Annotated in this window: 18 protein-coding genes, 1 tRNA gene and 5 pseudogenes; 9 read left to right on the top strand and 15 right to left on the bottom strand. The window is 37.6% G+C overall.

Translation table 11 applies throughout. From position 1 onward, the window contains the following. Positions 1-691: 691 nt before the first annotated feature. Positions 692-1,798 carry a glutamate 5-kinase gene (proB, locus tag P4S71_RS07090; protein WP_007375946.1) on the top strand — a complete coding sequence of 369 codons (1,107 nt, stop codon included), beginning with the start codon at positions 692-694 and terminating at the stop codon, positions 1,796-1,798. Further along, on the top strand, positions 1,795-3,042 hold the full coding sequence (locus tag P4S71_RS07085; protein ID WP_007375947.1) for a glutamate-5-semialdehyde dehydrogenase: 1,248 nt from the start codon (positions 1,795-1,797) through the stop codon (positions 3,040-3,042). The genes proB and P4S71_RS07085 overlap by 4 nt, the downstream gene beginning before the upstream one ends. 55 nt (positions 3,043-3,097) lie before the next feature. Here P4S71_RS07085 and P4S71_RS07080 read toward each other — a convergent pair whose 3' ends face one another. From P4S71_RS07080 to P4S71_RS07050, 7 genes and pseudogenes are all read right to left on the bottom strand, one after another. Continuing rightward, positions 3,098-5,296, bottom strand: a complete 2,199-nt coding sequence (locus P4S71_RS07080) for a two-component system response regulator (RefSeq protein WP_033030464.1) — start codon at positions 5,294-5,296, stop codon at positions 3,098-3,100. Positions 5,297-5,359: 63 nt separating this feature from the next. Next, entirely contained in the window at positions 5,360-6,655 is a 1,296-nt protein-coding gene (locus tag P4S71_RS07075; protein ID WP_337119531.1) for a response regulator, read from the bottom strand. A gap of 132 nt (positions 6,656-6,787) precedes the next feature. Further along, positions 6,788-7,024, bottom strand: a pseudogene (locus P4S71_RS07070) (ATP-binding protein); the annotation flags it as partial. Positions 7,025-7,206: 182 nt separating this feature from the next. Beyond that, positions 7,207-7,929: a histidine kinase dimerization/phospho-acceptor domain-containing protein gene (locus tag P4S71_RS07065; protein ID WP_337119530.1), complete on the bottom strand. Its 723-nt coding sequence runs from the start codon at positions 7,927-7,929 to the stop codon at positions 7,207-7,209. A 128-nt stretch (positions 7,930-8,057) separates the two neighbouring features. Further along, positions 8,058-8,531 (bottom strand): hypothetical protein, encoded by a 474-nt coding sequence (locus P4S71_RS07060; RefSeq protein WP_337119529.1) that lies wholly within the window; start codon positions 8,529-8,531, stop codon positions 8,058-8,060. A 50-nt stretch (positions 8,532-8,581) separates the two neighbouring features. Further along, a pseudogene (locus tag P4S71_RS07055) lies at positions 8,582-9,842 on the bottom strand (ABC transporter substrate-binding protein). A 149-nt stretch (positions 9,843-9,991) separates the two neighbouring features. Then, positions 9,992-10,067, bottom strand: a tRNA-Ala gene (locus P4S71_RS07050). 165 nt (positions 10,068-10,232) lie between these two features. Here P4S71_RS07050 and P4S71_RS07045 point away from each other — a divergent pair. Further along, positions 10,233-10,627, top strand: a pseudogene (locus P4S71_RS07045) (hypothetical protein). A 1-nt stretch (position 10,628) separates the two neighbouring features. Beyond that, positions 10,629-11,129 (top strand): annotated as a pseudogene (locus tag P4S71_RS07040) (prolyl-tRNA synthetase associated domain-containing protein). Here P4S71_RS07040 and P4S71_RS07035 read toward each other — a convergent pair. Then, positions 11,096-12,236, bottom strand: a pseudogene (locus tag P4S71_RS07035) (MFS transporter). The pseudogenes P4S71_RS07040 and P4S71_RS07035 sit on opposite strands and share 34 nt — an antisense overlap. A 198-nt stretch (positions 12,237-12,434) precedes the next feature. Between P4S71_RS07035 and P4S71_RS07030 the strand changes: the two are divergent. From P4S71_RS07030 to P4S71_RS07015, 4 genes are all read left to right on the top strand, one after another. Then, the gene (locus P4S71_RS07030; protein WP_002957867.1) at positions 12,435-12,974 is read left to right on the top strand and encodes a DUF2058 domain-containing protein; all 540 of its coding nucleotides are present in this window, start codon (positions 12,435-12,437) and stop codon (positions 12,972-12,974) included. 183 nt (positions 12,975-13,157) lie between these two features. After that, a complete protein-coding gene (locus P4S71_RS07025) occupies positions 13,158-13,481 on the top strand; it encodes a c-type cytochrome (protein WP_096793870.1) in 324 nt (107 codons plus the stop codon). Positions 13,482-13,645: 164 nt separating this feature from the next. Continuing rightward, complete coding sequence (locus P4S71_RS07020; protein WP_007375955.1) at positions 13,646-14,413, top strand: class II aldolase/adducin family protein; 768 nt, start codon at positions 13,646-13,648, stop codon at positions 14,411-14,413. 26 nt (positions 14,414-14,439) lie between these two features. Beyond that, positions 14,440-15,615 (top strand): mandelate racemase/muconate lactonizing enzyme family protein, encoded by a 1,176-nt coding sequence (locus P4S71_RS07015; protein ID WP_007375956.1) that lies wholly within the window; start codon positions 14,440-14,442, stop codon positions 15,613-15,615. Positions 15,616-15,778: 163 nt separating this feature from the next. Here P4S71_RS07015 and P4S71_RS07010 read toward each other — a convergent pair whose 3' ends face one another. After that, the gene (locus P4S71_RS07010; RefSeq protein WP_337119528.1) at positions 15,779-16,006 is read right to left on the bottom strand and encodes a hypothetical protein; all 228 of its coding nucleotides are present in this window, start codon (positions 16,004-16,006) and stop codon (positions 15,779-15,781) included. A 62-nt stretch (positions 16,007-16,068) separates the two neighbouring features. After that, the gene (locus P4S71_RS07005) at positions 16,069-16,716 is read right to left on the bottom strand and encodes an FHA domain-containing protein (RefSeq protein ID WP_337150358.1); all 648 of its coding nucleotides are present in this window, start codon (positions 16,714-16,716) and stop codon (positions 16,069-16,071) included. A 121-nt stretch (positions 16,717-16,837) separates the two neighbouring features. Here P4S71_RS07005 and P4S71_RS07000 point away from each other — a divergent pair, with 121 nt between their 5' ends. After that, positions 16,838-19,378: a protein kinase domain-containing protein gene (locus tag P4S71_RS07000; RefSeq protein WP_337150357.1), complete on the top strand. Its 2,541-nt coding sequence runs from the start codon at positions 16,838-16,840 to the stop codon at positions 19,376-19,378. A gap of 5 nt (positions 19,379-19,383) precedes the next feature. Here P4S71_RS07000 and P4S71_RS06995 read toward each other — a convergent pair whose 3' ends face one another. The 5 genes from P4S71_RS06995 to P4S71_RS06975 form a co-directional block, all read right to left on the bottom strand. Then, positions 19,384-19,863 (bottom strand): hypothetical protein, encoded by a 480-nt coding sequence (locus tag P4S71_RS06995; RefSeq protein WP_096793866.1) that lies wholly within the window; start codon positions 19,861-19,863, stop codon positions 19,384-19,386. A gap of 129 nt (positions 19,864-19,992) precedes the next feature. Beyond that, positions 19,993-20,373 (bottom strand): hypothetical protein, encoded by a 381-nt coding sequence (locus P4S71_RS06990; protein WP_337150356.1) that lies wholly within the window; start codon positions 20,371-20,373, stop codon positions 19,993-19,995. A gap of 3 nt (positions 20,374-20,376) precedes the next feature. Then, positions 20,377-21,960: a S41 family peptidase gene (locus P4S71_RS06985; RefSeq protein WP_337150355.1), complete on the bottom strand. Its 1,584-nt coding sequence runs from the start codon at positions 21,958-21,960 to the stop codon at positions 20,377-20,379. 47 nt (positions 21,961-22,007) lie between these two features. Beyond that, positions 22,008-22,847 carry an amidohydrolase family protein gene (locus P4S71_RS06980; protein WP_337119523.1) on the bottom strand — a complete coding sequence of 280 codons (840 nt, stop codon included), beginning with the start codon at positions 22,845-22,847 and terminating at the stop codon, positions 22,008-22,010. Then, a complete protein-coding gene (locus P4S71_RS06975; RefSeq protein WP_096793862.1) occupies positions 22,844-23,572 on the bottom strand; it encodes an SDR family NAD(P)-dependent oxidoreductase in 729 nt (242 codons plus the stop codon). The genes P4S71_RS06980 and P4S71_RS06975 overlap by 4 nt, the downstream gene beginning before the upstream one ends. Positions 23,573-23,583 lie beyond the last annotated feature (11 nt).

The raw sequence follows: 23,583 nt of genomic DNA, 5'->3' as shown, positions 1-23,583 counted from the left end.
ACATTAACTACTGTTATCTTTTTGATTTATAATGAAAATATATATTTTATTATTAATGTGTAATAGCTCTGTTTGAATTTTAGCCTTGATCTTACTGTGTAATTTAACGTATTATACTTCGAGTTCGAATTATTAGTAATCTAATTAAGATTGTTGGTTGAAATAGTTGAACGTTAATACTACGGTCATTTTTACTGCTTATAATCATGTTTTGGATACTAAATTAGTATCTGAACGTTAAATTTTATTTTCCGAATTCTTAAGTATGGTTTTACTGGACAAGTTTGTTTATTTTATTTAACAAATAAAGGTTTGAGTTGAACTATTACTTTTCAATATTTAATCCCCATCGTGGCGATTAAATCTCGGTCCTTGAGTCTTCACCCTATCTGTTGGTGTATCAGACTCTAGAGGCTCTATGTATGTTGTTAATAGAAAAGCCACACACAGCTTTTTACAGCGATGCATAAACAACACTTTTAAACTTTCTTATTGGTACTGCTCATAACACTGGGTGGGTGCTACTTTATATCTGAGCTTAAATTTAAAACAACGTTTTAGATTTGGCCTTTTTGTGTGCGTTTAAAAGTGCTGTCAAACGATAAATAAATTCGAAGCAAGGTTTTATACCTAGCTACTTAGTTTTAGCTCACGAGTAGTGAGCGCAAATAAAATGGAAAGTTGAGCATTTATGCAAAAGTTAAATTGGCGACGCATTGTACTTAAAGTAGGCAGCGCTTTAATTGCACCGGATCACGATGGCTGCCGTTCACGTTATATATTAACCATCGCACAGTTTATTGTTCGTTGCCGTGCGCGTGGTATTGAGGTGATCCTGGTTTCGTCAGGTTCGGTAGCGGCTGGCGCGCACTTGTTTCCATCAGATAAACCACGTTCAGTTGTAATGAAAAAGGCAATGGCGGCAGCAGGCCAAACAGAAATGATTGCCATGTGGGACCGTTTTTTCGACTTTCCATCAGCGCAATTACTATTAACTCATGGTGATTTACGTGATCATGAGCGTTATCAAAGTATTCGGGAAACCGTATTTACGTTACTTGAGCACGGTGTGCTACCAATCATCAATGAAAATGATGCTGTGACAACAGACGATTTACGAGTAGGTGATAACGATAATTTATCTGCTATGGTTGCCGCTGCAGCAGATGCAGATGCTTTACTGATTTTTTCGGATGTTGATGGGTTATATGATAAAAACCCTAATTTGCACGACGATGCTGTTTTATTACCTGAAATAAAATCAATTGATGAATCTATTTATGCTATGGCAGGATGTGCTACGAGTGCTGTAGGCACCGGTGGTATGAAAACCAAAATAGAGGCTGCGGAAAAGGCAACATCACACGGTATAGCCACTTATATTATTAATGGCTTTAAAGAAGAAACATTTACTCGATTATTAGCTGGAGAAAATCCAGGTACTATTTTTTCGCCATACGAAAAGCCAATGCAAGATTCTGTACATTGGATGACACATACAGCAAACGAGCAAGGTGAAGTTGTTGTTGATGGGTCGTTTGATGAGTCATTAGAAGGTGAAACTGGGTGTATTCGCGGCGATGAGATCGTTGAAGTACACGGTGAATTTGCTATCGGTGATACCATTTTAGTACGAAGTGAAGACGGTACGCGTCTAGCTAAAGCGACCGCAAATTATAGTAGCTGTTTGTTAAACTTTATTGCAGACAACGAACAGAGTGAATTCAGCGAAAAAATGCAGGATTCAATTGGACCAGTTATATCTGAAAAACATATCGCATTATTGGAGAAGTCATGAGTTTAATTACGGACATTTCACGTCAGGCAGCTAAAGCTGCACATACACTTGCTTTACTCGATACCGAGACTAAAAACCAAGTATTAGTTGAAATGGCAGCGGCATTAAGAGAGCAAAAAGCATTTATAATAAAAGAAAATGAAAGTGATTTAAGCGCAGCACGCGACAATAACTTAGCTGCCTCAATGATCGACCGCTTAACGTTAAACGATGAGCGTATTGAATCAATGGCACAAGGCATTGAAGTTATAGTAAGCCTTGATGATCCTGTTGGTCAGCTACGAGATATTACCGAGCGTCCAAACGGTATCAAAATTCGTAAAATGCGCGTACCTCTTGGCGTTGTATGTATGATTTACGAAGCACGCCCGAATGTGACAGCAGACGCTGGTGCATTATGTTTTAAATCAGGTAATGGCGTAATTTTACGTGGCGGTAAAGAAGCACTTAGAAGTTCACAAGCTATCGCAAGTGTGATGCATAGCGTACTTGAAAAGCATAACTTACCAGTATCACTTATCTCAGTGATTCCAGATCCAGATCGTGCGCTATTAATGGAGTTAATGCAGCAACGCGAAAGTATTGATTTAATTATTCCACGTGGCGGCGAAGGCTTAATCAACTTTGTTACTGAAAACAGTACGATTCCTGTAATTCAGCATTACAAAGGTGTTTGTCATCTATATGTGGATAAAGATGCAGATCTAGAAGTTGCCCTTAACTTACTACTTAATGGTAAAACGCAGCGTACCGGTGTTTGTAATGCACTAGAGGGCTTAGTCGTTCATCAAGATGTGGCAGATGAGTTTTTAAATCTGTGTGCAGTCGTATTACGCCAAGAAGGTGTGAAAATAAATGCAGACAGTTTTGCAGCTAAATATTTTGATAACGCAACCGTTTTAGCTGATGATGAATTTGGTGAAGAGTATCTAGATTTAGAAATTGCTATTCGCGTTGTTCCAAGCTTTACGGCAGCAGTTGAGCATATTGCACAGTTCGGTTCAAACCACACCGAAGTAATTTGTACTAAAAATCAAACTGCCGCAGAGTTATTTCAACGCAGTGTTGATGCTTCTGTAGTAATGGTTAACGCGTCATCTCGCTTTTCTGATGGCTCACAATTGGGTCTAGGTGCGGAGATTGGTATAGCGACCTCCAAGCTTCATGCATACGGTCCAATGGGGCTTGAATCACTCACTACTGAGAAGTACTTAGTAAATGGCGAAGGCCAAGTTCGTGAATAAATTAACGATGTAAGTAATAAAGCCGAGCATTGCTCGGCTTTTTTGTATTTGTGGTTTATTTTAATTTTTTTATCCAATCACTTGCTGGTTCTGGCTTATGCAAATGATAGCCTTGCATAATTACTTCAGGGTACTCTTGGAATAAATCAAAGTGGGACTGATTCTCTACTCCTTCGGCAACAACTTTCAACTGAAATAGCTTTCCTAAGCTAACGATCATATCAATAATTAATTTATCGTTGTTATCAGTCGGCGCATCAAACACAAATGAGCGGTCTATCTTCAATTCTTGAATAGGCAATTGTTTGAGGTAGGTAAGGCTTGAATAACCCGTACCAAAGTCATCAATGGATACACGAACACCTAAGTTTTTTAGGTATTGTACCGCCTCAATGGCGGACTCTATGTGATTGAGTAAGGTGCCTTCAATAATTTCGATAGTTAACTGGTTTGGTTTTATTTCGTAAAACTCTATTTTAGTTTTTAATAATGATAGGAAACGTGCTTCATGAAAGTGTCTACCACTAATATTTACCGATAAGCTCAGTGTTGAATGACGATCATCTAACTGTTGAATAAGCGACAAAGAATTTGTAAGTACCCATGAGTCTAGTTCATAAATAATGTCTGACTCTTCAGCAATAGGAATAAACTCAGCGGGGCTAATAAAGCCTTTCTCAGGATGCATCCACCGTAAGAGCACTTCGCCACCTTTTAACTTTTGCTGACTATCAAATTGAGACTGAACATAAAGTGTTAATTCATTTTGCGATATTGCTTTTCGTAAGTCTTGTTCAATTTCAAAGCGGCGCTTTGCCTGTTCACCAAAAGAGTTATCAAAGAAAGTGACTCTATTACCGCCTTTTTCTTTTGCTTTATAACAAGCAGCTTCGCAGTTTCTGATCGTTTCAATCGCATTTTCCCACTGATCTTCTCTAGGGAAAATATAGGTGCCGATGCTAATCGTAATACTTATTTGTTGATCATCAATTATGAAAGGCTCGTTAATAACTCTTAATAGCTCTTGTGCCTTATGTTCTGCAATTTCTTGTGATCTTAGTCGACCAACGCCTTTGTCAACACTACTCAAAGCGGCAAATTCATCGCTGCCTAAGCGTGCAATAACATCTTTTTTATCAAGTTTATTATGGATACGATTGGCAAGTTCTTTAAGAACTTTGTCGCCTGCTAACAAACCAAGGCCATCATTAATTGAGTGAAAGCTGTCTATGTCTATTATATAAATATAAGCATAGTTATTGTCTAAAGAACATCGCTGTAATTGTTGTTCTAGCTGCTTTAGAAAACCGTTTCGGTTAGGTAAAGCGGTTAGTTCGTCATGCCAAGTAAGGTAGTCAATGCGTTCTTGAGTTACTTTCAAACTCGAAATATCACTAAATACACCAATGAAATGAACATTTGAGTCTTGTTCACCTTTTACCATACTTAGTGTCAGTAATTCAGGATATAGCTCACCATTTTTACGACGCGTAACGAGCTCTCCGCTCCAATAGCCAGCTTTGTTTGCGTGGAGCCAAACATTATTAAAACTAATGCCAGGTTGATTATTTTGTTTTAGCTTATGTAACTTAATATCTAGCGCTTCGGCTTCAGTAAAGCCTGTGATACGGCAAAATGAAGGGTTAACGGCAATTATTTTTCCATCGGAATCAGTAATAACAACACCATCGGCAGTACTCACCAACGCCTGATAGAAAAGTTTTTGTTTAGATGATAATTGCTTAAGCTCCTCTTCTCTTTCACTTAATTCTTGTGCTAGAGATTCTATTTCAAGGAGCTTATCGTGCAGGTCAAAGTTCTTCTCTATAAGTCGGTCTAACATACCTTGCGATGTTATGTGAGTACGAATTCTGGCTCTTACTAAAGCAAGTTTATAAGGCTTGTGGATATAATCAATAGCACCTAATTCAAACCCATGTTCTTCTGAGTCTTCAGTGGTCAGTGCTGTCACAAAAATAATGGGGATTCCTTTGGTATTTTGGCGTGATTTTAATATTTCACATACTTCATAGCCATCCATACCCGGCATCATTATATCAAGCAGAATTAAATCAGGGCGTGTTGATTCTATAAAAGTTAGGGCTTGTTCGCCGCTAATAGATACTCTTACGTCATAGTCAGCAAGTAACCCTTCAACTAATACATGAAGATTATTTGGCTCATCATCAACAATTAACACTAAGGGTTTGTGTTTTTTATCTTGAGCTTCACTAATATTTTTAGCCGGATACATCGAATGCACATTCAATCCTTTTGAGTCTTTAATATCTAATCTAGCTTAGTTTTTTACGCTTGGCTAATTTAAATTGTCATCACGAAATTGGCTTATCAACTCTAATACTAATTGATAGTCAAATTGATTTATTGCCGACTTAAGTCCGAGTAAAGGATGGGGAGATTTCAAAGTGAAGCCATTTAAGCTTCTTACTAAGCTGCTAGGAATTGGCTTTGAGTTAATTGTTAATTCATAAATTTTATCAATAAGGGTTGTAAGTTCGCTTGCATTTTCATTGCCCTCTAAATTGACATCTTCGCTAAGGCGTTGAGTTGTTAGATACTGTTTAATTGCATGCAAAGTAATTACAAATTGCTCACTAAACAGTGAAAATGAAACAACTTCTTTATTGCGTATTTGAGATTCAATTTTTTTAGCTAGCTGCTCTAAAACTTCTAATCCTAAAGTGCCCGCTAAACCCTTTATTGCATGAACATGGCGGGCAAGTTCAATATTATTATTAGTTTCTTGTAGCTTTTGAAACTTTACAATAAAGTTTTCATAGTCTATCGCGAACTGTGTAATCAATTTATTTAGCAAACGTTCATTATTATCTAAGTTATCAAGTGCTAGAGGGATATTAATGAGTAAACCACTTTGGGGCGTTGATAAATTCTTTTCAAGGCTTTGAAATAGCATATCAAAAATGAGGGGCTTGGTTAAAAAGTCATTCATACCTGCATCAATAGCTGCCTTTTTATCCTCAGGAAGTACTGCCGCGGTTAATGCAACTATTGGTAGCGTTTCACCATTTTCTCTAATTTTACTGGTGGCTAAAATACCATCCATTACTGGCATTTGAATATCCATAAAAATAATGTCGAATATATTGTTTTTAACACACTCAACGGCTTCCAGCCCGTTCATTGCCGTTACAATGTCTAGATCTAATTTTTTTAACATTGCAGAGGTGATTTCTATATTCAGAGGGTTATCGTCAACAATGAGTGCTTTTATACCAGTAAATTTAATCAAGTTATCAGGCTTTGGGGTGATGCTTGCTTTGCTTTCAGATGCAAGTAATTTTAAGATATCCGACTGTTTGTAACTGTTATTTATAATATGTACATTTTTTTGTGTTGGCTGGGTGTGAGGCTGATCGGTATCCGTAATTATTATGATGATTTTTAAATTGTTTTTAGATAGCTGACTGCTTTCAGTGAGTTTTTGAAGAATAATACTGTTTTTGGCTTCTTCTTGCGTCAATGACAAAATGACAATATCAAAAGGAGAGCTTGGTTGAGATATTTTAGCGAGAGCGCGTAGCGGCTCTTCTGTTGTTTCGGGTGTTATTCCAACACTGCTGAGTAAAGACACAAGTTGGGCAGCTTGTTCTTTTTGTGGCGTAATGAGTAAGGCTCGTTTTTTTTGTCTGTGTTGTGGTGAAAGTTTAAATGGTAAGGTGAAATAAAACTCACTGCCTTTATCTTTTTCGCTTCGAATTTGAATTTTTCCACCGAGTACTTTTGTAAATTGTTGGCTAATAGTTAACCCAAGCCCCGTGCCACCGTATTTGCGAGTAATAGAAGCATCACCTTGATAAAAAGAGTTAAATACTTTCTCGACCTGTTCAGGTTCAATTCCTACGCCTGTATCTTTAATACAAAACCTTAAATCAATTATGTTTTTTTGTTGGGATATTGTTTCTACAATTAACTGAATTTTCCCATGTTCAGTGAATTTTATTGCGTTTCCGACGCAATTATTGATGATTTGGTTCAGATGAAATGGATCCCCTATCAGCTCTAAATGTGGGTCAGCATGTAGATTAAATTCAAGTGCTAAGCCTTTTTGATTCGCGGTATCTTTAAATAAATTGCCCGTGTTTTTTACAATAGAGTCGAGAGTAAATGGTATTTCTTCTATTTTTATTTTTTTGATTCAAGTTTAGAAAAATCTAAAATATTATTCAGGATATGCAGTAAATTATGTGCACTTGAATATGCTTTGTCTGCGTAATGTTGCTGTTTAGTAGGTAAAGTACTGTCTCTTAAAAGCTGTAGCATACCTAATACGCCATTCATTGGTGTTCGCAGCTCGTGACTCATATTTGCCACAAAGTCACTTTTTGTTTTGTTAGCACTTTCGGCTTGTGCTATCGCAACTGTAAGCTCTTTGTTCATAGTCTCCATTTGGATATTTAACGCCTGCGTTTCAATCAGTAACTCTTTGGTTTGCTGATTTTTTTGATACAACATATTTGCTGCTTTTATTACTGCGGATATCTCGCTTTGATTATGATGGTTTTTATTGAGCGTAACTTGTTTTTCATTACTCATATCGTTTAGTAAAGTGGTTAACTGAGTAATTGGTTTAATGACCGATCTAAAAATAAAGTAGCCGACTGATATAACAATAATCGTAATTAATAAAGCGAATAAATTCGCTTGTTCTGTGTAGCTTATTAGGTGGGAGCTGAGCTGTTTTTCAGTTTCATTAAATTTCAGTTTTTCAGTTTTTTTGACTTGATTAGCTAAATAGAGTAATTCGTTTTCAATACCAGTAAGCACAACATTAATCGAAAAAGTGTAGCTACGTGTCAGCAGCATTAATTGGCTGTAAGCTTTCTTTAAGTTTGTAATCGTGTTCATGGAGACACTGCTTATGCTAGGTGCTTTCGCTAATTTTGAGTGTAAATGCTCAAGGTTTTTATTAACATTTTGTGCTTCGTCAAAATTAGGTTTATACAGGTAACTTACTACCGCGTGCTCTAGGTTGCTTATAGTAAGCAATATATCGCTAAAAATAGCTTTGCTTTTAGGGAAGCTTGCGTTTCTAATTTCGTTATCTGTATTTTTAGATCTGTAATAGGTTGTTTAAATTGCGTTATGTAAAGTTGCTCTCGTTTAGTTCGATTCATCACAATTTGATTGAACGTGTCTTGATAGTTACTTAGGTAGTCACCAAGTCTGTTTAGTGCACTTTGATACTCTAAAGAATGCTCTACAGAATTGCTTTTTAAGAGATTGAGGTTTTTATTTGCTTCATTTAAATAAAGGTCGAATTTTTCGATTGTATTTTGATTTGCTTTATCAACATAAGCAATCGCCTGACTTTGCAGTGAAATAACATCGTTTTCTAAACGCGTTACACTTTCATTTTGCATCAGTGCATTGTGTTGTGCTTTTTGTAAGTTTAATAATGATTTTTGTGAATAATTAAATAAATAGCTTTGCAGTACTAATAAGCTCATAAGTAAGCACAAAGCTAAAATTATTTTTGATTTTATCGAACGAATTTTCATTAGCGACTAATTAACTCATGCCATTTTTGCAAACTGTAATCGTAGGTTGGCATAACACTGTTCCATACTGCAACATTACTGAAACGTTTGAGATAACTACCTCCATTTCGTTCCTCTCCTGCTTTTATCGTTATATCACCGTTGGTATTTCGTAAGTCTATTTCAGTTGCTTTACCATCGTACCAGTAGTCCCATTCAGAAGAACTCAGTAGTGGCTTTGAGCGTTCAGGGTTGCTAATGTAATAACCTTGACGAGCTATAAAAGCCCCCGGCCAACCTGATAACCACCAATTCATATAATCGTAAGCAGCATCTTTAACGCTATTTTGTGTTTGTGACGATAAGCACATCACACCGTGCCAGCCTCTGTAACCCTCTTTTGGAGCGGCAAAGCGCACATTAACACCTTGGCTATTAAGCGCGGCTACTGCTGGTGAGAACATGCTCTCTATATGCGCACGTTTGCTCTTCATAAACTCGATTGATTCTGGCACAGAGTTCCAGTACCCACTAAAGTGACCTTGGCGTTTAAAATCAAGTAATATACTAAAGAGTCGATCCATTTCTGAACGCGTTATTGAACCGATATTATTAAATTTTATGAGGCCTTTGCTTTGTGCAGCTAAGGCCAAATCGAATAATCCGATAGTAGGGGCATTTACAATGGCTACTTTTCCTCGGTTCGTATCATCTAATAGCCAACTCCAGCTTTCTGTTTCGTAAGCTATACCTGGTTTGATGAAATCAGTGTTGTAACCAAAAGAGTCGACATTGTGCACATAAGGCAAAAAGCTTATGTGATCGCTTTCGTGCTCGCTTAATGTACCATCGGGTTGGACATTTAATAATTTATACGGAGCATCGCCTGCACCAATATTTGCATTTTCGGTGAGCTTTCCTGTTTTAGTAAGGTTGTTAATTTCATTAAAGTAAGTGAGTCGTTTTTTTCTATTGGCTGTATAGAGCCTGCATTCCACAGCACATTTATGCTATTTGACCATTGTTCGTATAGATCAAAGGAGCTTGGGGCCATTGACGCTCTTTGTAAAACGGCTGCACTGCCTGCGGGTGTAAATTCGATATTAATACCCAAGTCGCTCATCGCTTGTTTTCGAATAGCATCTTGTAATGTGACATGTGTACCAAGGACTCTTAAAGTGACTTTTTTCGGGCAAAAACATAAGGAGCTTGCGTAATCGCGCCAGCAGTCAAACCAATAACAGCAAGTTTTTTTAACGTTGAGCGCTTAGGGGTGTCCATGATAAGCCTAAAGCATTAATACATATGACATTATATATAGCTAATAAGTTGTAAAGACTCAAGTTGAAAGTTATAAAAATTAGTTAGAAAAGAAAGTAATTAACACTACGAAAAAATAGTTTTTGTTTTTTGATGAGGAGTTAGGAAAGTGGTGGAGCTAAGCAGGATCGAACTGCTGACCTCCTGCGTGCAAGGCAGGCGCTCTCCCAGCTGAGCTATAGCCCCACATTCCTAAATTACGATTTACGTAATTACTTGGCTGCTGAGTTCCAAGCGGGACGAACTTTAAATTTTTTTATAAATTTGGTCAAGTATTTTTTCGCTAATTTTTACTGTTTATGACAAATTTTGATAGACTCGGCTTAATTACAAACTAAAACGACAAAAAACATGAAAAAAAGTGTTCTAGTGATGATGGTTTTACTCGCAGGTTGTGCGTCAAGTGACGGGCCTCCTTTTGAAATAAACAACAAACAGTTTCATGAAAAAAAGATGCGCAAGGTAATAAAATTTTTGCTTATGTTGTTTCAGTAAAAGCTAAGCATCGTGAAAACTTTAATCTTGACCGTGGTCCTAATAACAGACCAAGTCGTGGTGAGGTTAAGCAATATATTGAGCAAGAGCATTTTGAAGAGTCGAGTGTTTTAAAGTTGCAGCTAGAAGACCAAGCTGTTGAGTTATTAAATCAAGAGCTAAAAGAGCGTCAGTATTGCGATAACGAACACGAAGTCAATGACGTTATATGGCGAGATTTGAGTGTGCAATTAAGAGGACGTTGTTTGTAATATGTTGGCTGATAAAACTAAGTTAGCAGAGCTTTTAGCGCACCTAGATATTAATTACGATGTAATAGAGCATCCGCCGCTACATACTAGCTTAGCGGCTGATGAGTTTATGATTGAGCGCCCAGGTACACGTCTTAAAAATTTATTTTTACGTGACAATGAGGGTAAGCGACATTTTTTAGTTATTACAGCGCACGATAAATAACTCGACTTAAAGGTATTGTCAAAGCAGCAAGGTCTTTCACGCTTAGGGTTTGCATCAAGTGAGCGGCTAGCTAAATATTTAAAAGTGGCTCCTGGGTGTGTATCTATGTTGGCTCTTTTAAATGATAAGCAAAACGAAGTGAGCTTATGGGTTGACCAAGATATTTGGGGTGGCGATTTGTTCCATTGTCATCCATTTGAAAATACCCAAACATGGTTGCTTAGCAAGGCTGACTTAGAAACTTTTTTTAATTACACAAAGCATCAACCGCGAGTTGTATTTTTACCCTCAAAATAAGCCCACACAATTAACGATAAACCGCATAAGCAAACCGCGTAAACATAAACGCTGTTTGCCCATAATGTTGGTATACCACACCGGGTAATAACGACCCTAATGCACCACCACTGTAATAAAATGATACATACCCGCCATTGGTTACGCTTGGTGGGGCTTTACTTATTTTGTTAACGAGCGGCGCTGCAGTTGAATGGATTACAAACATTGCCCCACAAAACAAAGTAAATGCGATTAAAAATAAGCTAAGTTGGTGGCTCATTAATAAAATAATACTCACACTATAAAAACTAAATACAGCGACTAAAAGATGCCAAGATGAAGGTGTTTTTTAAGCAGCCAAGGTGCAGTAATAGAGGCGAGTGCACCAATTAAATAACCACTGTAAACTAAACCTATGTCACGAGTATTCGTAATTAAAAACGTGTTTTGTAATATAAACGGTAAGTAATTAAGTAGTGCAGCGAAACAAAAAAACATACAAAAAACGGCGCCATACACTTTAAGTACAGCACCTTCTTTAAGTTGTTTAAGGTAATCTAGAGGGGAGAGCTGCGACGGTGTAGCTGGGTTTGAAAAGCGAGAATGCTTAATTGTTAAAGCCAAAAAAATAAGCATAAAAGCAATAACATAATAAAAACTTTGCCAATGCCACAAATCGCTAAACAAAGCGGCGAGTACGCGGCCAAAGTAACCTCCAACTATACTGCTACCAATATACAGGGTCATATTTTTTTGAAGGGCATCTGCGCTGTAGCTCATGCCTATATAGCTAGTCATTGCTGTTAAAGCTGCTGGAAGCGTTAAACCTTGTAGAAATCTAACCAAGAGCAAAAGTTCAAAGCTCGGTACATAAATGAAAAGCAGGCTACTAAGTCCTAAAAATACCATTGCAATACGCAATACGAGTAATGGGTTGCGTTTTGCTAAAAGTACACCATAAACAAGTGGTGCAATGGCCAAGGGCAGCATAGTTGCGGTCATTAAGCTGCCAGCTACCGCAGGGGCTACATTAAACTCATTCGCAAAAAGACTGAGTAAGGGCTGTGGCGCATAAAGTACAAAAAATATAAATACCGAGCAAACGAGTAGATGAGGTAAACGCATTATATGCCTTGTACATTTGCTGATTGGTTAGGCGGCATTGTATTAAAAATTGCTTTTAATGCATAATTAAAAGCACGCTCTTTGCGCTATATCATGGTTTGTTTTAACTAGTTTGTTAGATTAATGTCGATAGCGCTGTTATTTAGAGTCGTTGGTGATTAAAATAACCTTAATATTAGTTTTTAGTGGAACAAAGCCATGGGTTCATTACAAGACCAATTGCTTCAAGCAGGATTAACAACATCGCATAATGCTAAAGTTGCTAAATCAGAAAAACGTAAGCAACAAAAAAAGCAAAAGAAAGGGGCTACTAGTAACCCAAGTGATCTGCAAAAGCACATCCAACAAACCAAGCTAGAGCAACAAAAAAAGGCTGAAGAGCTTAACCAAACACGCCAAGTTAGCTTAAAGCAGCGCGAACAAGAAGCGCGTGTTAAACAAATTTTAGAGCACCACAACCAAGACGCTATTCGTGGTGAGCGCACATTTAATTTTACTTATCAAAACAAAGTAAAAAATATCGATGTGAACGAGAAAACGCAAAAAGCGTTATCGGGTGGTCGTTTAGCTATCTGTGTACTAGAAGGGCAATTTTACGTTTTAGACGACGAACCAGCACGCAAAGTGGCTGAAGTTGACGAAAAGTATATTGTTTTTCATGTGGAGCCAGAAAACAAACCAAAAGATGAAGATGACCCATACGCAGACTTTGAAGTACCAGATGATATAGTGTGGTAATAGTCTATTAAGGGTAAGCTCATTTTTATTTGCTAAAGTATATAAAAGTGGGATAGAAACGAGTTAGCGTTTTTTGGTTAAGTTGATCGTCTAGCGTCGTTTCGTACGTATGCTTTTTATTTGATTGTTTACTACAATCAATAGAACAGTTTTTCTAACCGTCAAAAAAGAAGAGTAAATACAATGAGCAAGATGAAAACACTACTATTAGGCGCGGGTATTACTTTAGCCGCAAGCTTCTCGTTTAATGTAGCTGCTGCCGATGGCGCTGCACTTTATACCGCTAAAAATTGTCAAACTTGTCACGGCGCTGAAGGTAAAGCACCAATTATGGGTATGTACCCTAAACTAAACGGTCAAAACAAAGACTATTTAGTAGCGCAAATGAAAGACATTAAATCAGGTGCACGTAACAACGGTATGACCATGGCCATGAAAGCAATGGTTGCAACGGTAACTGATGAAGAGTTTGAAGCAATTGCAGATTACCTAGCTAACGTAAAATAATTTACGCAGCTATACCATTTGAATGCAATTGGTATTTTAGCTTTATAAACAGCCACACAATAGTGTGGCTGTTTTGTTTGGTGTTTGCTATAAAATAGAGACTGCTTTAGACTTCTAAACATCTGTTCGTACAGATTGATAATGTACGTTTTAAAAGGCTTATTATGTTTGATTTACCCCAACTCGATTTAAAAAATAAAGTATCAGCACAAGAGTGGCAACTTCGTGTTGATTTAGCCGCATGTTATAGACTGGTAGAGCACTTTCGTTGGGGGGATTTAATCTATACGCATTTATCAGCACGTTTGCCTGGCACCGACCACTACTTAGTGAATGCCTTTGGTTTAACCTTTGATGAAGTAACTGCCTCTAATTTAGTGAAGGTCGACTTAGACGGCAACATTATTGACGATACGCCATTTAGTATTAATCCAGCTGGTTTTACTATTCACAGTGCGATTCACGAGGTACGCGAAGACGCTCATTGTGTTATTCACCTTCATACTAAAGAAACAATCGCAGTCGCTACACAAAAAAATGGTTTGTTACCGCTTAGCCAATATTCAATGTTTTCACTGCCATCGCTTTCTTATCATGGCTACGAAGGGCTTGCAGTAAACGACGATGAACGAAAAGTACTGCAAGATGATTTGGGCAGCACTAACCATATGTTATTGGTAAACCACGGTGGCTTAACAGTAGGCCCAACGGTAGGCGATGCGTTTATGCGCTTTTATGATTTACAGCGAGCGTGTGAAATACAACTAGCGCTACAATCAAGCTCGCAAGAGGTTATAGAAGTGCCGCAACCTATAATCGACAATATTTATAATCAAGCAAACGTAGTACACAGTGGCAGCACGGGCGGGCAACTTGCGTGGCCTGCAATGTTGCGTAAAGCGTACCGACTTGACTCTAGTTTTGCAAAATAACCCATAGCGGTTAATAAGGAATTTTAATGAAAGTAAATCGCGTTGAAGTATTTGATATTCACTGTCCTGATAGGCCTTCTTGGACACCTGTATTTGTACGTATTCATACTGACGAAGGTATTAGTGGTGTTGGCGAGGCAGGCCTTGCTTACGATTTAGGCCACAGTGCAGCCGCTGCTATGATTAAAGAAATGGCCGACGCCTTTTTAATCGGCCACGACCCTTTTCAAACAGAAAAACTATGGTCACGTATGTTACGTGAGAGCTTTTGGGGTTTAGGCGGCGGACCAGTTGTATATGCTGCAATGAGCGCAATTGATACCGCACTTTGGGATATAAAAGGTAAAGCGCTTGGTTTACCTGTATATCAATTATTAGGCGGTAAAGTTAACGACAAACTACGTACATACGCATCGCAATTACAGTTTGACTGGGATAGCGAATTTAAAGCGCTAGTACAGCCGCAAGAATATGCAGAAGCTGCTTTGAAAGCGATGGCCGAAGGCTATGATGCAGTTAAAGTAGATCCAATTCAGTACGATAAAGACGGCAATACTTATTACGATCGTACAAAAATAATCTCACGTACTGAAATGAAGTTATACCGTGCGCGCATGCAAGCTATTCGCGAAGCAGTAGGCGATGAAGTGGATATTATTTTTGAATGCCACAGTTTACCAGGCGTGACAACAGCCATTCAGTTGGGTGAAATTGCAGAAGAATTTGACTGTATGTACTTTGAAGAGCCAGTTAACTACCTAAACCACTCATTACACGCAAAAGTAGCAGATAAAGTTAATGTGCCTATTGCTGGTGGCGAACGTCTGTATAACCGCTGGGGAGTGCGCCCATATTTAGAAGATCAAAGTATTGATGTTCTACAGCCAGATATTGGTTTGTGCGGTGGTTTTACCGAAACTAAAAAAGTGTGTGATTACGCTGATATTTTTGATGTGCGAATTCAAGCTCACGTATGTGGCGGCCCTGTTGCAACCGCAGCATCACTGCATTTAGAAACGGCTATCCCTAACTTTTTAATTCATGAGCACCATACTTATGCGATTAAAAAATGGAACCGCGAGTTATGTTTGCAAGATCCACAGCCTAAAAACGGCTTCTTTGAAGTATCAGAAGAGCCAGGGTTAGGTATTGAGTTAAATGACGAGATTGTTATGCGCTCTCAGCGAGTTGAAATTAAGTAGCCAATGCGTTGAGATTGATAATATTACACTTTAAAAAATAAACTATTAAAAATAAGTTAGACCGACTATTTCAGCCGGTCTAATTTATTACTAAAAATGTCACTAGTGCTTTTTATTGTATGATCTGCTGCTCACTCTACATTGTCTTCTAAATTTGAAGACTCTATTTTTTTCCTTTATAAATAGTAAACGTTTTTCCGCCAAAGCGGACTTTTCCGCGTTTACGTTCTATCAATGCACTGGGTATTATTTCATTATTAAGTATTTCAACAAATTGCTTTCGTGCGCGATGGATTTGAATATTAACGTGACTTTCACTAATACCTAAATCTTTTGCTAGTTTTTTTACTTGCACCCAACCCTGTACATCAGCCTCAAAATTATTTTGCATGTCATTTAATTTATATCGTGCTAATAGCAAGGTTAAATAATGATGAGAACGCACATCAAAGTCTAATGTAACTTTATTTTTTTGATTTTTAGTTCGGCTAATTCTTCATCGAGGCTTAGGCTAAAAATGAACTCTAAATTATTATTAGGCTGTCTTTTGAGTTCAACTGTTTTTTCTTGCATGGTGGATTCAGCCTGAAATAAGTACCAACTTTGTCCGCCAATATATAAATTTTGACCATCACTCATTAGGGTCAGAAGGTGATCTTGCATAGTTTCATAATACCAACAGTGCTGCTGTGAGTCGAAAAAGACAATCACTTCAGGTTGCTTATTGTCAGGTAAAAAATGGTATTGCTCTAGAAAAATGACGTCTTCATGCGAGGCATTTTCTGGTAACAATAAGTCTCTTGGTGGGTCGACGCAAATAACTTGATACACCGCATTATTTACTTCAGAAAAACGGATATTATCGCCTTTTTTTAAAGGTATATTTTGATTTTTACTGATTTTTTTATCGTTTAACCAAACGCCATTTTTGCTTAAATCATTTATACACCATTGCTCATTTAGCCATTCAATTACGGCATGAATACGTGTGATTTCAGGAAAATCAAGCAAAGTATCTACAGAGTGTACTAATCTACCAAAGCGGTGGAAAGCACGTAAATAGAATTTACTCTGGGATTCTATATGTTTTAAAACAGCCATGGTTCATCCGTTTTTTCTTATTGATATAATTTATTATACTTAAATAATATCAATAGATTGTAATTATTTAATCTTTGAAGTTACACTAACCATTAAAATGTAAATATTATTGAGTTGCAGTGTGTTTAAATTAGAAGAGCATTACCATAAGCTAAACGTTTTAGCACAAGGAGGTATGAGCAAAGTCTACCTTGCTACTGATTTAAAGTTAGATCGCCAAGTTGCGCTCAAAGTAATCGATTTATCATCTTCAGTTACAGATCAAATACTATTAGAGGCTAAATTATTAGCTTGTTTTAATCATCCAAACATAGTCCAGATTTATAAGACCATCCAGTATGGTGAGCAATTGGTTCTTGAAATGGAATATGTTAAAGGTACAACACTTGAACGTTTGTTAAAAAAACAAGTATTAACTGCACAAGAAAAGCTAGCATTATTAATTGATATAAGTGAAGGGTTGTTAACCATTCACCAGCAAAATATTTTGCACCTTGATTTGAAGCCAAGCAACGTTTTGGTCAATGAAAGTGGTTCAGCTAAAATCGCTGATTTTGGTATTTCACAGATAAAAGATACTTTGCAATCGGAAGAAAACATGAGCTTTGGCAGTTTAACAGCAATGTCTCCAGAGCAGTTAAATGATCAACCGCTAGACTTTAGAAGTGATTTGTTTTCATTTGGATTAATTGCTTATCAATTATTCGCTAATCAACATCCATATAGTGCACAGTCTTCTGACCTTACTAATAAGTCTATAGCAGAGCAAATAAAAAATAATAAATGCAGCGCTAATGCATGCGCTATTACGGGTATCCCAGAACCATTGGGACTACTTATAAACCGTCTTCTTTCTTATAATGTAAAACACCGACCGTCATCTTGCGTAGAAGTTACTGATGAATTAAAACGTATTTTATTGTCGTTAAATGGTAATAGTGAAACTATTTCTATGGCAGACATTCATTTAGCTAGCAAACACAAACAAAGGAATAAGTGGGGCATTTTTGCATTATTGTCATGTATTACCATCAGTTTACTCAGTGTGAGCATTTGGTATTGGCAAGCAAATAAACCCAAAACTTACGTTGCAGTGTTACCTGTCGAATTTAGTAAAACAACCAAACTCTTAGATGCTCAAAAGCAAGTGCTTAACTTGGCAATTAATGATGCTATAGCGCATTACTTATTAAATCACTCTGATTATGCATTAATCTCAAAAACTGAAATACGACAAACTCAAAAATTATTAGGCAAAGACACAAATTTAGCCTCTTTAGGCCAGGCACTTAATTCGGATCAATTACTTGTTACGCACTTAGATTGCACTCCACTTTCTTGTGATATCAACTTAAGCCTACTGAATGGGGGAAATGCGACGCTAATTCGTGAAGAAAGAAGTGCAAGTGATACTGAGAATTACATGGGAATTTATAATTTAGCGAGTAGTTTTGTTGAAAAATTATACACAGGTAATGTTGCGAGTAGGCAAACACTAAAAAAAGAGAGTGAGTTTTTAGATCAATATGTGAATTTAGTACGTGTAGTGTCAAATAATTCGCGTGATGCGGAATCTTTAATGGCAGATGCTGAGAATTTGATTTTACACAGTCCCGAGTTTACACCTTTATATCCACTGTATCGTAAAATCGTACTTCGTCAGTATGATAAAACACATGATCCCGAAATTATAAAAAAATTAAAACAAACCTTAAATACTTTACCTCGTACTTATCGTAATAGTGCTGCTTACTTAATTGATATGTTAGAAGTTCATCAGCATGTTAAAGATAAGTATAATGCGGAAATTGTGATACAAAAAATTCAGGAGTCAGATCTTGAAGAGTTTCAAAAACAAACATTACTAGCAATTTACTATAAAAGAAATGGTAATTTAGCGCGTTCCTTAACGCATGCAAAGCTCGCCTATAAAATAAGGCCAACACTTGTTGCAACACGGAATCTAGCTATTGCCCACCTTATGCAAGGCAATAATCAAAAAGCAGCAGAGTATTTATCAAAAATACTTACCTACACACCTAATGATTTTATTACGCTACAAACGCTCGCAGATATTTCATTGTTATCAGGTGACCTAGCGGAGGCTGAAATTAACTACCAGCGATTAATTTCAGCAGGGACTGCTATTTCATCAACATATTCAAATTACTCTATTGTGTTGTCTTTAAAAGGGGAGTTAAAAGATGCATTACACCATGCCCAAAAGGCAGCAGAGCTCTCCTCTATAAATAGTACGCAACAGCTCAATCTAGCTGATATTTTATATATGTTAGATAAAAAGGAACTGGCTTTTGATATTTATAAAAAGATAGATCGACAGATAGCAGACGATACACAAATTGTTGAGTTATTATTAGAAAAAGCGCAAGCACAGGTTCATTTGAATAAAGGGCAAGAAGCGATGATCAGTATCGATCGTGCTTTAGCTCAAAGTTCTGAATTAAGCGAAGTATACTTTGTGAAAGCTATGATTCAGACCATCTTAGGAGAGAAGTACTCAGCGGTTGCATCTGTAGAGCAAAGTATTAAAAAGGGATGGAGCCCCACTTTTTATCGACTTGGTTGGTTCAAGCCGTTATGTACAGAGAGTAAGTTTCAAAAACTCTTAGGCAAAGAGAATTATGATTCTCTCTGTACATAAAATTCCTAGTGTGGTTCCATGTCTTGAAGAATCACTCGCGGATCTTGAGAGAAATAGCGCATTGTTGGTTCTTGATTAGCTGTGTTTTTAGCGACAAGACGGAAGTTTACTTCATAGTCTGCGCTCTCACTTAGCATACCTGAAACAGCTTCGTCTGGATTGTCAGCAAGTTCTGTTGCTAGCTGAGCAGGCAATGCGTGGGCAGGAATGATACTTGAGATAGACACTATAAGTGATTGACCGCTATTGGCCACTATACTTGTTAATTGATAATTAAAATTATCTTTAGCATCAGAGAAGTAGGTGCCATTTTCAGCGAATTCCCATCCTAGACAATCAACCAATTCATAATATAAATTGACGGCTTGGCCTGCCTTTAATGCTTTATAATCAATACAAATATTTTCACTATCTCCGCCCGTAGGGCTAAAAATGTTCCATTGTCCATTTTCTGTAGGAATAACTCGAAAGCTAAGATTATTCATTTTAATATCCTGTTTTAGGGTTAATAAATGTCATTATAGTTGTTTTACAGGTTAAATAACCTGCGCTTAGGTAAAACATATACTCCAGTGAGCATAGCGTTTTTTATATATAAATTGCCATTGAGTAAACTAGTTATTTACTCGGCAATTAACATCATTTATGACTTTGGTTGCCTTACTATCAAGGTGACGTACAAAACATTGCTCGTTTTTAATCATTAACTCAAATTGATCGGGCATGTTGAGTTGCTTGCCCATAATCGGGTTACCCAAAGTATCTTTTTGATTAAGTTTATCGAGCGTTACCGTACTACTTGTTAAAAATACGTCATCAGCTAATTGTATCTGCTGACTATGAAGTAGTAGAGCTATAACCTCGGCTACAGCCTCACTATTTGGTTCTACCAATAATGCATGTTGCAGCTTAGGTGTCGACTCAGAGCTTTGTGCTGAGCACCCAGTAAGCGTACACATTATGATAGCTGTGATTATTAGTAAACGCATTTGCATAGCCTACCTTATGTTATCGCTGAGAATAATATTTTGATTAAGCATTGTTTGCACTCGGGTATCTTCTACCTTTGGTGAATCATCTACAATTGATGGAGCAAAACCCTGCTTGCTACTGGTAGAGCTTGGCGCAGGACAGCTCTCTGTTGTGCGATAGCTAAGTGCCGTTTTGAGTAGTGCTTCATTAGCATCACCTAAGGAAGTAGTAAAATCATCTGCAACGGCACAGCCTGCTATTAATACAGGCTGGAGTGCGTTATCTAATGTATTTTGTGGTGCAAAACCATCTGAAAATTCACCAAAGCCTTTATTGTTCTCGCCGGTAAATTGAATGGTGAAATAAGTTGTATCGCAATTATCTGTTGGGTAAAAGCCATATGGTTTTCCACAAGTACCTGAACCCACTTGAATCACCTCTACATCAGCGCCGCGTAGACCATTAATAATGGCTTCACTGGCAGAACAAGTGCTGCTGGTTGTAAGCACAAATACACGATTTAAGTTAAGTGTTGGCAAAGGTGTACCCGGTGTAATACTTGGGTTGCTCTCAAATCCCACAAATTGATTGGTAAAAGACATTGGGGTAAGTGCTTGCCCTGTTATTGGGTTGGTATTTGGGTTTTTATCGTTAAAAATAGTACGTTCAAAAACCTTACCTTGTGTATTACTATTACCTGCAATCATATAAGCAATTTGGCTTGCCATTTGTAAAAGCCCACCACCGTTATAGCGTATATCGATGACTAAGTCTTTAATGTCGCTTGCAGCAAGTTGGTTAAATGCGTTGTATAGTTGCTCTTCAGCAATTGCATTATGGCTATTAAATTGAAAATATCCAACCTCTCCATTCGCTAAGTCAGTCCGTACATTACTTACCGGTTGCGAGGTTATATTTTGCGACGTGAGGGTAACAGTACGGTTTTCGTTGGTGTTGATATCTTTAAATACAAACTCAGTTACTTTACCTGTTTGCGTAGGGAATAAACCTGCATTAATAACACTAACATCATTTGATGAGTTGGTATTTACAAAATCAATACCATCTACTTCAACTAACTCAAATCCACGTGTTAGGTTTTGGTTACTTGCCGGAGTATTGGGCTGCGTATAACTTATTATGGCTTGGCGAGGTGCGCTAGACGCTAGAATTTTTATATTGAAACCGTAGCCATAACTTACGCCTGCTTGATTTTGGCGTTCCCACTCATCGGTAGGTAAATTAAAATGAAAGTTATCCTTTTTTGCACCCGATTCGGTGAGTTCATTGGTTTTTAGTTGTTCAAAGTAATCAAGGACTCCACTCGTAAGAGCTGGGTCAGTGTCGATAATTTCATCATACCAAAGGTATGTTTCATTACTCCATGAACGTAGCCAGTTCTTCTCATCACTTGCTTGGCACTGGCCTTTAAATTGACTAGCACGAGCAAATTCATTGGCGGTCCAAGTTGTTGTATTTGAGCCAATAGGAGTGACACTATTACTGTCATTTAAAATTCCGCCACCGCCACCGCCACATGCGCTTAAGATGCTAATAAGTGTTAAAGGCAGAATGGTTTTTGCAATATTTAACTTCGTAGGAATGAACATGTGAAGGCTCGCTTTTTATACTAATACGTAAATATAGCGGTTTTTATTTATACTAGATAGAGATGTTTGGCATTTTTGTAGCTTAAATGGTGCCAGATGTGATCACTGTTACACAACCCCAAATGAGCATGCCATAAATTGTTATAGCTGGAGTTAATTTGGCAAACGGGGAAATTACTGGCAAACATAATCCGTTGCTCACCAAAATGCTGAAAAATAATATCAAAACACGTAATTTGCTGTTGGTTATTTAGCGACAGAAGCTCAAACCCTGAAAACTTAATTGCAACGTTACAATTTTTGGCTAATAGTTCAATACCTTGTTGCCAAAGTACTATATTGCTTGGTAATCCAGCATGATTAATTACAATCTGTAGATGTGGGAGTTGCTTCGCGTAATACGCTAATTTTTTTACTATTGGTATATTTTCAAGCTCAAGCTGCGCTTCAAAATGCAGATTCAAGTGGCTTAATATTTTAAGATTATCTAAGCAAAAACTGTTTAATAAGCGTGCTGCATCATTGCCTTCGGTAATATCTCGGATCCCGGCTAACGTTGGGTGTATAAGGTTTTTTAGCGTACGTTCAAATGACTCACTGTCTTGATCAATTTGTATAAAGCTAATCGCTTTATAGGCAATATTACTTAAGTGTTTATCAAGCCATTTTAACTCATTAATAGGTGCGCTGTTATCAAATCCAGCTTCTATATGCACTAAGCCAGAAAGTTCGAAATCAGTGCTTTCAATAAGTTGTTCTGCGCTAATTTGCTGTTTTATTTTATCTAAATTTGTCCATGTTGGCGGATTGGCGCCCTGCAACCATAAATACTGACCCTCAATTAAATTAAAGAAATGGACATGCGGGTCAATTATTTTTGTACTCATTGGGCAGTATAGCCACCGTCAATACTTTGTAGGCTGCCAGTAATAAAGCTGGCATCGTCGCTTGCTAAAAAGCTCACAAGAGCGGCAACTTCGTCGGCTTGCCCCAATCGGTTAAGCGGTTGAAGGCTTGCTTCTTCGGCAACTATCTCGGCCTTGTTTGCACCACTTTTTTTACAGTACGCATCTATTGCGTTATGAAATAGCGGGGTCTCTATTGTGCCAGGGCATACGGCATTTGCTCTAATATTGAAACTCGCGTAATCAAGCGCTGTTGTTTTTGCCATAGAGGCAAGGGCGTGTTTGGTCAGGTTATACGCAAAAGAGTTTTGCTTACCTATAAGTGCCTGATCGGAAGCGACTAATATAATAACGCCGTTATTTTGCGCTTTCATGCTAGGCAATACACTTTGTACTGCCGCATAAGCGCCTTTAACATTAAGCGCAAACAGCGCATCGAGAGTTTGCTCGTCGGTGCTTTGTATATTTGCGCTTAAATGCTTTCCTGCATTAGAAACAAGTACGTCTATTCGTTGCGATTGCTCGTATATAATTTTAATACAGCTACGTACGGCTGTTACATCACTGACATCGCACTGATGGAATATACCGTATTCACTAGGCTCTATATCGAGGTTATGAACTTGGTAACCACTGTTTAGCAAGCGTTTAATTACTGCTAAACCAATGCCTTTTGTTCCGCCAGTAACAATAGCAACTTTAGCCATATTTGATCCTA

Source organism: Pseudoalteromonas sp. B62, from assembly GCF_037162565.1.
Lineage (GTDB): Bacteria > Pseudomonadota > Gammaproteobacteria > Enterobacterales > Alteromonadaceae > Pseudoalteromonas > Pseudoalteromonas fuliginea.
The sequence above is the reverse complement of the archived record's forward strand: the minus strand, read 5'-3'. Positions and strand labels throughout refer to the sequence as shown.

Excerpts from the sequence above, each read along its gene's own strand:
- proB (WP_007375946.1), top strand. The coding sequence starts at position 692 with ATGCAAAAGTTAAATTGGCGACGCATTGTACTTAAAGTAGGCAGCGCT.
- P4S71_RS07085 (WP_007375947.1), top strand. The coding sequence starts at position 1,795 with ATGAGTTTAATTACGGACATTTCACGTCAGGCAGCTAAAGCTGCACAT.
- P4S71_RS07080 (WP_033030464.1), bottom strand. The coding sequence starts at position 5,296 with ATGTATCCGGCTAAAAATATTAGTGAAGCTCAAGATAAAAAACACAAA.
- P4S71_RS07065 (WP_337119530.1), bottom strand. The coding sequence starts at position 7,929 with ATGAACACGATTACAAACTTAAAGAAAGCTTACAGCCAATTAATGCTG.
- P4S71_RS07060 (WP_337119529.1), bottom strand. The coding sequence starts at position 8,531 with ATGAGCTTATTAGTACTGCAAAGCTATTTATTTAATTATTCACAAAAA.
- P4S71_RS07030 (WP_002957867.1), top strand. The coding sequence starts at position 12,435 with ATGGGTTCATTACAAGACCAATTGCTTCAAGCAGGATTAACAACATCG.
- P4S71_RS07025 (WP_096793870.1), top strand. The coding sequence starts at position 13,158 with ATGAGCAAGATGAAAACACTACTATTAGGCGCGGGTATTACTTTAGCC.
- P4S71_RS07020 (WP_007375955.1), top strand. The coding sequence starts at position 13,646 with ATGTTTGATTTACCCCAACTCGATTTAAAAAATAAAGTATCAGCACAA.
- P4S71_RS07015 (WP_007375956.1), top strand. The coding sequence starts at position 14,440 with ATGAAAGTAAATCGCGTTGAAGTATTTGATATTCACTGTCCTGATAGG.
- P4S71_RS07010 (WP_337119528.1), bottom strand. The coding sequence starts at position 16,006 with ATGCAAAATAATTTTGAGGCTGATGTACAGGGTTGGGTGCAAGTAAAA.
- P4S71_RS07005 (WP_337150358.1), bottom strand. The coding sequence starts at position 16,716 with ATGGCTGTTTTAAAACATATAGAATCCCAGAGTAAATTCTATTTACGT.
- P4S71_RS06995 (WP_096793866.1), bottom strand. The coding sequence starts at position 19,863 with ATGAATAATCTTAGCTTTCGAGTTATTCCTACAGAAAATGGACAATGG.
- P4S71_RS06990 (WP_337150356.1), bottom strand. The coding sequence starts at position 20,373 with ATGCAAATGCGTTTACTAATAATCACAGCTATCATAATGTGTACGCTT.
- P4S71_RS06985 (WP_337150355.1), bottom strand. The coding sequence starts at position 21,960 with ATGTTCATTCCTACGAAGTTAAATATTGCAAAAACCATTCTGCCTTTA.
- P4S71_RS06980 (WP_337119523.1), bottom strand. The coding sequence starts at position 22,847 with ATGAGTACAAAAATAATTGACCCGCATGTCCATTTCTTTAATTTAATT.
- P4S71_RS06975 (WP_096793862.1), bottom strand. The coding sequence starts at position 23,572 with ATGGCTAAAGTTGCTATTGTTACTGGCGGAACAAAAGGCATTGGTTTA.